Source organism: Roseomonas sp. TAS13, from assembly GCF_001950415.1.
Taxonomy (GTDB): domain Bacteria; phylum Pseudomonadota; class Alphaproteobacteria; order Acetobacterales; family Acetobacteraceae; genus Roseomonas; species Roseomonas mucosa.
Window position 1 is genome coordinate 1 of sequence record NZ_BDLP01000163.1, and the last position, 9706, is coordinate 9706.

Here is a 9706-nt window from a genome sequence, read left to right on the forward strand (position 1 = left end):
CCCGGCGGGCGAGGGGCCGCGGACGCTGATCCTGCTGGGCGAGGAGCCCGCCGTGGCGGAGCAGGCGGAGGAGGCCCCCGGGCCGCCCGCTCAGCCCGACCTGCCGCCGGAGGCCGCGCGCCTGCCCGTCCTGCTGATCCGGCCCGATACGCTGCCCGGCCTCCCGGAGCCGTCGCGGCGCTTCGGGGCGCTGGCCATCCTGTCGGCGCAGCGGCTGGAGGCGGAACTGCCGCCCGTGCTGCGCGCCGCCCACACGCTCTGGCGGGTGGGGATGGAGGACGAGCAGGCGCTGGTCCGCGGACGCACGGCCGGGCGGCATATCCTGGTGGTGGACGACAACCGGGTGAACCAGAAGGTGCTGTCGCGGATGCTGGAAACCGGCGGCCATGCCGTCACCCTGGCCGGCAATGGCGAGGAGGCGCTGGACCTGCTGGAGCGGGACAGCTTCGACCTCGTGGTGATGGACGTGAACATGCCGGTCATGGGCGGGCTGGAGGCGACCAAGCTCTACCGCATGGCCTCGCTCGGCCAGCCGCATCTGCCCATCGTCGCCCTGACCGCCGACGCCACCAGCCAGGCGCGGGAAAGGGCACTGGAGGCGGGCATGGATGCCTGCCTGACCAAGCCGATCGACCTGGAAACCCTGCTGGACCTGGTGGAGCGCCTCCTGGCCGACAAGCCATCCCCGGCCGTGCCGATCCGGCGCCAGACAGTTCCCTTGGCGGTGGTTTCGCCGCCGGACGAACAGCCGTCCCGGCCCGCCACGGCCATGCCGCCCTGGACCGTCTATGAGAATCCGCGGCCCGAGCCGGCTCTCGCGCCGATCCCGGTCCCATCCCATAGCCTCCCGCCCGATGCGCCGCCGCCGGCCCTGGCCGGCCAGCCGCTGCTCGACGAGACGATGCTGGAGAATCTGGAAACGCTGGGCGGCGCCGCGTTCGTCGCGGACGTGGTCGCCTCCTTCCTCACGGAAGCGGCCGCCCATCTGGAGGAGGTGCGAAAAGCCGTCCGCCTGGAGGATGGCGCGACGTTCCGGGACCGGGTGCATGCCCTGCGCAGCAGCGCGGCCAATGTCGGCGCGCTGGTCCTGCCGGAGCTCTGCCGCGACTGGCAGTTCGCCAGCGACGAGATGGTGCGCCAGAACGGCGTGGAAATGGCGGCGCGGCTCGTTGCCGAGTTCGAGGTGGTGCGGGCGGCGCTGCTGCGGCGCCAGGCCCTGCCGCCGGTGCTGGTGACCCGGCGGGACTGATCCCGCCGCGAGCCTCGTCCTGGCCGCCAGCCTGAGGGGTCGGAGCCGCCGGGGAGGGCCTCCCCCGCCGGCCCTTCTCCTTCGCCCGGTGTCGCGGGCGCAGGGCGGGCCGTCACTCGGCCGCGATGCCGATCCCCCGGTCGCGGCTGGTCCGGCGCTCCTGTGCCGCGGCGAGGCGCTCCATCTTGCGCAGGTCCGCCGGGGACAGGCGCATCGCCGCATCCACCCAGACATCGACGATGTCGCGCAGCTCCTTCAGCGTCACCGGCGCGGCGATGTGGCGGGCGCGGAACACCGCCTGCATCGCGTTGTGCCGGCGGCCCTGTCCGGCGATGTACTGCCGCAGCTCCTCGTCGCCCTGGCCCGGGGTCAGCAGCATGTCCACCAGGCCCAGCTCATGCAGTTCCTCGGCGGTGTAGATGCGGCCGCTCAGGATCATGCGCTCGGCCTGCACCGCGCCGATGCGGCGGGCAATCAGGCTGTAGGCGCCCATGCCGGGGAACAGGTTGAACAGCACCTCCGGCAGGCCGAACTTGGTGCCCCGCTCCGCCGCGATCAGGTTGCAGGACAGCGCCGTCTCGAAGCCGCCGCCCAGCGCGTCGCCCTGCACCAGCGCGATGGTCACGACCGGGGCGCCGTAGCTGACGAGGTTGTTGTACACCACGTCGATGCAGCGGTGCGCGTAGTGCTGCAGCAGCACCCGCTGCTCCTTGCGCACCGCCTCGGCGAAGAGCTTCAGGTCGCCGCCCATGTTGAAGATGCCGGGAATGCCCGAGGCCACGACGAAATAGTCGAAGGGGCGCTTCTCGCCAGCCTGGGCCAGCCAGCGGGCGACATCCGCCTGCATCTCGGTCAGGTCGCGCAGCACGCCCGGCGAGACGCAAGGGCGGCCCTGCGGCACCAGGTGGCACCAGAAGGTGCGGGCCTCGGCATCCAGGCGGACGCGGATATCGGCGAAGTCCTTGTCCAGGACCAGGCTGCCATCCGTGGCGATGGGGCTGAGGCCCTGGACCTCCATGCGGGCGGAGACCAGCTGGTGCTGTACCGGTGAGTTGGGGAAGGAAGTGGTGGAGAAGTAGGTCATGGAAGAGCCTTTTTCTAAGGAACGCGGACACCCCTCTCGCCCAGCGTGCGGGCGGGGGCACCGGCATTCTGAATAAGGCCATCCCCGCCGTCTTTGTCCGCATCAGCTCGTGCGAAAGGAATCGTGTGGCGGGGAAAGAAGCGGAGGCACCAATATTTGTTTCTTATTAGAAACAAAATAGCAGATGCTTCGCAATCCCCCGCGGATGCCGGTGCCGCGCTTCTGGAAGGCCGCGCGTTCGGGACCTGGCCACGGAGGGAACGCAGCCCCCGGTGCTGGCTCCCCGTCCTGGTGTCGGTCTCTTCCCGCGCGCTCCATCTCGGCGCTCTTTCGATAGGCGGCCCGGCGGATGGTGCCGGCCCGTTTCGGCCCGCTGCCACACAGGCGGCGGATGGCGGCGGCGCACGCAGGTGCCGCCGGAGAGGGACTCAGGCTCCTGCCGGGAACGGCGCCCAGGCCAGGTCCTTCTCCGCCACCAGGCTGGGGGCGGCCGGCCATTCGATGGCGAAGCCCGGATCGTCGTAGCGGAATCCGTCCGCGAAGCCCGGCGCGAAGGGCGTGGACATGCTGTAGGTCACTTCCACGTCGTCGGTCAGGGTCAGGAAGCCATGGGCGCAGCCGGTGGGGATATAGAGGCTCAGATCCTCGTCCTGCCCCAGCCGGAATCCCTGCCATGTCCCGAAGCTCGGCGAATCGCGCCGGACATCCGCCACCACGTCGAAGATCGTGCCGCGGACGCAGCGCACCAGCTTCACCTCCTCATAGGGTGGCCGCTGGTAGTGCATGCCCCGCAGCGTCCCGGCGCGCCGCGTCACGGAGGTGCTGCTCTGCACGAAGCGGCCATTGAGGCCGCGCTCCGTGAACTCCTTCTCGCAGAAGGTGCGACCGAAGGAGCCCCGTTCGTCGCGGTGGCGCTCGATCACAATGGCCCAGAGGCCCTCGATCCTGGTAGATTGGAAGATCATTTTACTGTCTTTATACCAATATTGAGATGAAGCGAAGGGTTTTCCGATGAGTGGGCTTGGCCAGGAATTGCATGGACACGTGGAGGCGCTGTTTCCGATCTGCCGGAGCATCACCGGGACGGGCCTGCGGCAGACACTGCGCTACATCTCCGACCGCATCGGGCTGGAGATCCATGAGGTGCCCAGCGGCACGCCGGTTCTGGACTGGGAGGTGCCGGAGGAATGGACGGTGCGGGGCGCCCGGATCGAACGCCTGAACGGCGAGACGGTGGTGGATTTCCGCGACAACAACCTGCACCTCGTGCAGTACAGCCTGCCGGTGGACCGGGTGGTGCCGCGGGAGGAATTGGATCGGCACCTGCATAGCCTGCCGGACCAGCCGGACCTCATCCCCTACCGCACCGGCTACTACGCAAGGAGCTGGGGTTTCTGCCTGACGCAGAACCAGCGCGACGCGATGCAGGACGAGGCCTACCGCGTCGTGGTGGATACCAGCCTGGCGCCCGGCGCGCTCAGCTATGGCGAGCTGTTCCTGCCGGGCGAGAGCGGGGAGGAGTTCCTCTTCTCCATCCATTGCTGCCACCCCTCGCTGGCCAACGACAACCTCGCCTCCATCGCCGTGGCCATGGCACTGGCGGATTCGCAGAAGCGGCGGAACGGCCGGAAGCTGGGCCTGCGCTTCGTCTTCCTGCCCGGCACGATCGGCGCCATCACCTGGCTGGCCCGCAACCGCGATACGGTCGGGCGGATCCGGCACGGGCTGGTGCTGAGCTGCCTGGGCGATGCCGGAGGGCTGACCTACAAGCGTTCCCGCCGCGGCGATGCGCCGGTGGACCGCTACGCCACGCATGTGCTGGCGGAGGAAGGCTTCGCCGAGCGCGTACTGCCCTTCATCCCCTATGGCTATGACGAGCGGCAGTACTGCTCGCCCGGCTTCAACCTGCCGGTCGGCTGCCTGATGCGCTCGCCCAACGGCAGCTTTCCGGAATACCACACCTCCGCCGACAACCCCTCGCTGGTGAAGCCGGAATCGCTGGAGCATTCGCTTATGGCGCTGGAGCGGGTCGTGGCGATGGCGGAGGCGGACTACATCCCCCTCAACATGCAGCCCTATGGCGAGCCGCAGCTCGGCCGGCGTGGCCTCTACAAGGCCATCGGCGGCCAGCACGACCAGGAGGATGCGCGCGCCCGCTTCGACCAGATGACCGTCTTCTGGGTGCTGAACCTCGCCGACGGCACGCATTCCCTGCTGGACATCGCGGAACGCGCGGGCAAGCCCTTCCCGGCCGTCGCGGCGGCAGCGCGAGCGCTGTCGGAGGCCGGGCTGCTGGTGCCGGCGGAAGGCCGGACCATCGGGCAGGACCGGGCGGGCTGATCAATCCAGGACGCGCGAATTACACTTCCGGCGTTGCGCTGACCCTGGGGGAAAGGCTCCGCCTTTCCCCCGGACCCCCTATCCGCCAGGACGCTGCGCGCCCTGGACCCGATGAGTTGGTCCTTGCTGCCGCCGGATCGCGCCGGAGAGCCTGGCTTTCCGGCGGAGTGGGGGTCCGCCGGGGGCCATGGCAACCCAACCGGGGGAAAATTCTGCCCCCTGCATCATTGTCGCACCGTCAGGGAACTGGGTTCGGTGTCTCCGCCGGAACGGCTCGGAGCGGAGCCAGAAGCGCCTCCACGCGCCGCGTTTCCGGGAGCAGGTCGTGACGCTCCAGCGGGGTGCGTTGCCGCAGCGCCGGGCTGGCGGCGGCCACGGCCTCCCAGGCCCGGCCGAAGCTGGGCTGCGCCAGGAGGGCTGCCAGGGCCGGACCTTCCAGCCCGAATCCGGCGGCCTCCGCCGCGACGGCGTCCAGAGGGGCCCGGAAAAGCCGGCGCGCCAGCGCCCGCAGCCGGTAGCGCCGGGCGGCATCGAGGGCCGGTTCCAGCCGCCCCTCGATCGGGGCATCGGTGGCGCCGATCAGGAAGCGCATCGTATCCGCCATGCCGCCCTGGGCGCGGCCATGGAGGCGGCAGGACACCTCCACCACCGCCTCCGGCGCATGGCGCAGGCGCGCGTCGATCCGCCGCAGCGCGTCGCAGAAGGCCCGGTCCTCTCCCAGGGCCTGCGAGGGCAGCCCGCCGGCACGGCGATAGGCATCCAGGGCCACAGCCATGCTGGCTCCCGATTCGCAGTCGTGCCGGGGCCAGGGATCGGCCGGGTCGGGGTCCAGCCGCGCCGCCAGCTCCACCAGCAGGGAATCATAACGCTCCTCCTCCGCGCTGCGCTGGCGCAGGGCAGCGGGAAGGGCGCGCTCATGCTCCTCAGGGTCCACGGTGATCAGGCCCAGCACCGCATCCGCCCCGGCCTCCAGCGCCAGGAGGTTGCGCGCCACCCAGTCCCGCGCCGGGCGGCCATCCGCATCCGTGGTCAGCAGCACGGCATCCGGCACGGCGTCCCGCTCCAGCCAGAAGGCGGCAGCCTCCATGGCGCGGCGCCGCGCCTCGCCGGCATGGGCCAGCTCGGGCGGCAGGCTTTCCTCCAGCACCAGCAGCGGGAAAGGCAGGCGCCCTACCATGCCCCGCGCCAGGGCGGCGGTGCCGTCCCGGCTGTTGTTGACCAGCAGGACCACGCCGAAGCGGCCCGAGGCCAGCGGGAGGCCGTCGGGCATGGCCTGCGCGGCCAGGGCGGCGAGACAGACGGGCATCACCTCGGCCTCGTCACGGGCGGGGATGGCAACCAGGGCGGGCGGGGGCGGACCGGGCGGAAGGCGAAGCTGCAGGCTCTCGCGGAAGGCAGGCAAGGATCGGTCCCTGACAGTGGCGGGCGCTGAACGCCCGGATTTTCCGGGGCGTTTCATGACCGATGCGACAGGCGGCGGGAAGCGTCTTTCCGCTGTTTCCAAAGGGGGATGCGCGGTTCCGGCCCGCCCCCGCCAGGCGCCTCGGTCACGCTGCCTGACGCATTGCGGTCATGGGCGCCGGTGATTGGCGCCGACCGGACAGGGGGTCTAACCTGTCCCGCAGCGCCGTTGTCCGGCCCTCATACCCGGCCTCTCCATGCCCCTGGCACGGGGCATGCTCCGGCCGCCTGCCCGATCGCGCGATCCCGGCCCATTCCCGCCGGCGGTCGCCCCGTCCTGGAGTGACACATGCCCGATACGATCGACACCGCCGCGCTGGACCGGCTCTTCCGCGCCGCCCGTTCACAGAACAAGTGGCAGGATCGGCCCATCTCCGAGGCTCAGCTGCGCGAGATCTACGACCTGCTGAAGCTTGGTCCGACCGCCGGCAACAGCTCCCCCGCCCGCTTCGTCTTCGTCACCTCCCCGGAGGGCAAGGAGAAGCTGCGCCCCGCCCTTTCGAGCGGCAACCTGGAAAAGACGATGAGCGCCCCGGTCGTGGCCATCGCCGCCTATGACCTGGACTTCACCGAGCAGTTGCCGAAGCTCTTCCCGCACATGGATGCCCGCCCCTGGTACGCGGACCCCGAGGTGCGGCAGGTCAACGCCTTCCGCAACGGCAGCCTCCAGGCCGCCTACCTGATCATGGCGGCACGCGCCGTCGGGCTGGATGCAGGGCCGATGAGTGGCTTCAACAACGCCCTGGTGGACGAGGCCTTCTTCGCCGGCACGCGGATCAAGTCCAACATGCTGGTGAACCTGGGCTATGGCGACCCCGCCGGGGTGCGCGACCGCCTGCCGCGCCTGAGCTTCGAGGAAGCCTGCCGCATCGCCTGACCCGGCGGATGGCGGCCTTATTCGAGGCCGCCACGATCCGTCCGCCGGTCTGCAGCGCTTCATGGCCTGCCGTCGCGCCATCCCGGAGGCAAGGCTTCGCCTTTCCCCCGGACCCCCTCATCCGCCAGGACCCTGCGGGTACTGGACCCATTTTCGTTGGCGCTCGCCGATGCCGGATCGCGCCGGAGAGCAATGGCTCTCCGGCAGCCGCCACAGGGAACCGTCAGAGGGATAAGGAGGCCGCCGGCCGAATCAGGCCGCCAGACGTCCCGCGGCCGGGTCGAGGCGGTAGCCGCCGCCTTCGGTCAGCAACAGGGAGGCATTCGCCGGGTCCTGCTCGATCTTCTGGCGAAGGCGGTAGATATGGGTTTCCAGCGTATGCGTGGTCACCGCCGCGTTGTAGCCCCAGACCTCGTTCAGCAGCACCTGCCGGGCCACCGGACGACCGCCGGCGCGGTAGAGGAACTTCAGGATCGAGCATTCCTTCTCGGTCAGCCGGATGCGGCGGTTCTTCACCGTGTCCTGCAACACCTTGGCAGCCGGGCGGAAGGTATAGGGGCCGACCACGAAGACGGCGTCCTCGCTGTTGTCGAAGACCCGCAGCTGGGCCCGGAGGCGGGCCAGCAACTCGTTGATCCGAAAAGGTTTGGCGATGTAGTCGTTGGCGCCGGCATCCAGCCCGCGCACCACGTCGCTCTCCCCGTCGGCGCCGGTCAGCATGATGATCGGCACACGTACCCCATCACGCCGCAGCTTGGCGCAGAGGTCGCGGCCATTGCCATCGGGCAGGCCGATATCGAGCAGCACCGCGTCGTAACGCGCACTGGGCTCCAGCAGGGCATGCTCCGCCTGCTCGGCCGTCCCGGCCTCATGCACCGCGAACTCCCCGTCGAGGGATAATTGTTCGCTCAGAGTGGCGCGAAGCGCCGGGTCATCATCCACGATCAGGACAGGCCGGGGGCCGGACATGCCATCCTCATTGTCGCAACTGTCAAGATTCCCAAGATGCTACAACCGCAGCGTTCCTGGATTGTGCCGACCGGGAACCGGCCATGCAAGACTTCGCCTCGCGATTTCGTGGCTATTGGAAGATTGGCAAGACTGCAAGGACCGCCATTTTGACAGCCCCGGGGCATTCTGTGTCTATTCCGCATCAGGCCCTCACGTTTTTCCCTTCCGAACGAACAAAGAGAAGCGACAGAACCATGGATCCCCTGGCCCGGCCCGCACCGGGACGCCCTGATGCCGCAGTGGAAAGCGGCGCCGACAAGGTCCTGCATGTCCAGGCCCTGCGTGGCGTGCACCGTGCCCTGGGGGAACTCCGGCGCGGGACGCCGGTTCTGCTGCGTGGGCCGGACGGGAACGGGCTGCTGGTCGGGGCGGCCGAAACGCTCTCGGGCCGGGGGCTCGCGGAATTCGTTCCGGGCCCCATGCCGGGCGATGGGGAGCCGCCGGTCCTGTTGCTGGAGGCAACGCGTGCCGCCGCCATCCTGGACACCGATCCCGACACGGCGGCCGGGCCCGTCGCCCTGCGGGCCTCGCCCGCCCTGCTGAACCCGGCGGCACTCCGTCACCTCGCGGACCCGACGGCGGAGCGCCTGCTGCCGGTGGCACCCGAGCCGGTGCCTGTGCCCCCCCTGGCCCGGGCGGCCCTGGCACTGGCCAAGCTCGGGCGACTGCTGCCCGCCCTGGTCGCCGCGCCACGCCTGGCCCTGCCGGAAGGGCTGCTCGAAGTGCCGGCGGCCGATATCATCGCCTATCCGGAAACGGCGGCCACCACCCTGGCCGCCGTGGCCGAGGCCCGCGTGCCGCTGGAAGGTTCCGCCGAGACCCGGATCGTCGCCTTCCGCCCGGCGGATGGGGGGATCGAGCACCTCGCCATCCTGGTAGGCGAGCCCGAGGCCCTGGCGGCCCGCGGCGGGGCCCCGCTGGCACGGGTGCATTCGGAATGCTTCACCGGGGATCTGCTGGGCAGCCTCCGCTGCGACTGCGGCCCGCAACTGCGCGGCGCCATCGCCCGCATGGCAACGGAGGGCAGCGGCGTGCTGCTCTACCTGGCGCAGGAAGGGCGCGGAATCGGGCTGGTGAACAAGCTGCGCGCCTATGCGCTGCAGGATGGCGGGCTCGACACGCTCGATGCCAACCGGGCGCTCGGCTATGGCGCCGACGAACGGAACTTCCTGGTCGCGGCGGAAATGCTGCGGGCGTTGCACATCCCGCGCGTGCGGCTGCTGACCAACAACCCGGAAAAGATCGCCGGCCTCGCCGCCTGCGGCATTGAGGTGGTGGGCCGGGTGCGGCATGCCTTCGTGGCCAATGGCGTCAATGACGGCTATCTGGAAACCAAGGCGCTGCGCTTCGGCCACCTGCTGAAGTAGCCGTTCCGGCGTAACGAAGCATTGGCGCAACGACACATTCAGGGAATGCCCCCGACGTGATGGGCCTCGTCCTGCCGGATGGCCAGACCACCGGCCATCTGATCCTCGGCCGCGACCGCTGGCCCTGCGCCCTGGGCAAAGGCGGCATCCGCGCCGACAAGGCCGAGGGCGACGGCGCCACCCCCATCGCGACCTTGCCGCTGCGCCGGGTGCTGTACCGCGCCGACCGCCTGCACCCGCCGGCCTGCGCCGTGCCGGTGGAGCCGATCGCGCCGCGGGACGGCTGGTGCGACGATCCGGGGCATCCGGACTACAAC

8 protein-coding genes and 1 pseudogene are annotated in these 9706 nt (G+C 70.2%); 5 read left to right on the plus strand and 4 right to left on the minus strand.

What is annotated here, in order from left to right:
* A partial coding sequence (locus tag ROTAS13_RS13525) for a response regulator (RefSeq protein WP_139323354.1) occupies window positions 1-1249 on the plus strand: 1249 nt, incomplete at its 5' end.
* A gap of 112 nt (window positions 1250-1361) precedes the next feature.
* Here the strand turns inward: ROTAS13_RS13525 and ROTAS13_RS13530 are convergent.
* Window positions 1362-2333, minus strand: coding sequence for a crotonase/enoyl-CoA hydratase family protein (locus ROTAS13_RS13530; RefSeq protein ID WP_079253485.1), 972 nt, complete (start codon window positions 2331-2333; stop codon window positions 1362-1364).
* Window positions 2334-2761: 428 nt separating this feature from the next.
* Complete coding sequence (locus ROTAS13_RS13535) at window positions 2762-3298, minus strand: dTDP-4-dehydrorhamnose 3,5-epimerase family protein (protein ID WP_058390310.1); 537 nt, start codon at window positions 3296-3298, stop codon at window positions 2762-2764.
* Window positions 3299-3377: 79 nt separating this feature from the next.
* On the opposite strand from ROTAS13_RS13535, the gene ROTAS13_RS13540 reads away from it, so the two are divergent.
* Complete coding sequence (locus ROTAS13_RS13540; RefSeq protein ID WP_099781765.1) at window positions 3378-4673, plus strand: DUF4910 domain-containing protein; 1296 nt, start codon at window positions 3378-3380, stop codon at window positions 4671-4673.
* A gap of 238 nt (window positions 4674-4911) precedes the next feature.
* Here the strand turns inward: ROTAS13_RS13540 and ROTAS13_RS13545 are convergent, their stop codons facing one another.
* Window positions 4912-6075: a glycosyltransferase family 2 protein gene (locus ROTAS13_RS13545; protein ID WP_075822599.1), complete on the minus strand. Its 1164-nt coding sequence runs from the start codon at window positions 6073-6075 to the stop codon at window positions 4912-4914.
* 348 nt (window positions 6076-6423) lie between these two features.
* On the opposite strand from ROTAS13_RS13545, the gene ROTAS13_RS13550 reads away from it, so the two are divergent.
* Window positions 6424-7011, plus strand: a complete 588-nt coding sequence (locus tag ROTAS13_RS13550; protein WP_058390307.1) for a malonic semialdehyde reductase — start codon at window positions 6424-6426, stop codon at window positions 7009-7011.
* 252 nt (window positions 7012-7263) lie between these two features.
* Here the strand turns inward: ROTAS13_RS13550 and ROTAS13_RS13555 are convergent, their stop codons facing one another.
* Window positions 7264-7980: a response regulator transcription factor gene (locus tag ROTAS13_RS13555; RefSeq protein WP_019460976.1), complete on the minus strand. Its 717-nt coding sequence runs from the start codon at window positions 7978-7980 to the stop codon at window positions 7264-7266.
* Window positions 7981-8216: 236 nt separating this feature from the next.
* On the opposite strand from ROTAS13_RS13555, the gene ribA reads away from it, so the two are divergent.
* Both ribA and ROTAS13_RS13565 read left to right on the plus strand, forming a co-directional pair.
* Window positions 8217-9389 carry a GTP cyclohydrolase II gene (gene ribA / locus ROTAS13_RS13560; protein WP_226945972.1) on the plus strand — a complete coding sequence of 391 codons (1173 nt, stop codon included), beginning with the start codon at window positions 8217-8219 and terminating at the stop codon, window positions 9387-9389.
* A 59-nt stretch (window positions 9390-9448) separates the two neighbouring features.
* Window positions 9449-9706, plus strand: a pseudogene (locus ROTAS13_RS13565) (hypothetical protein); the annotation flags it as partial.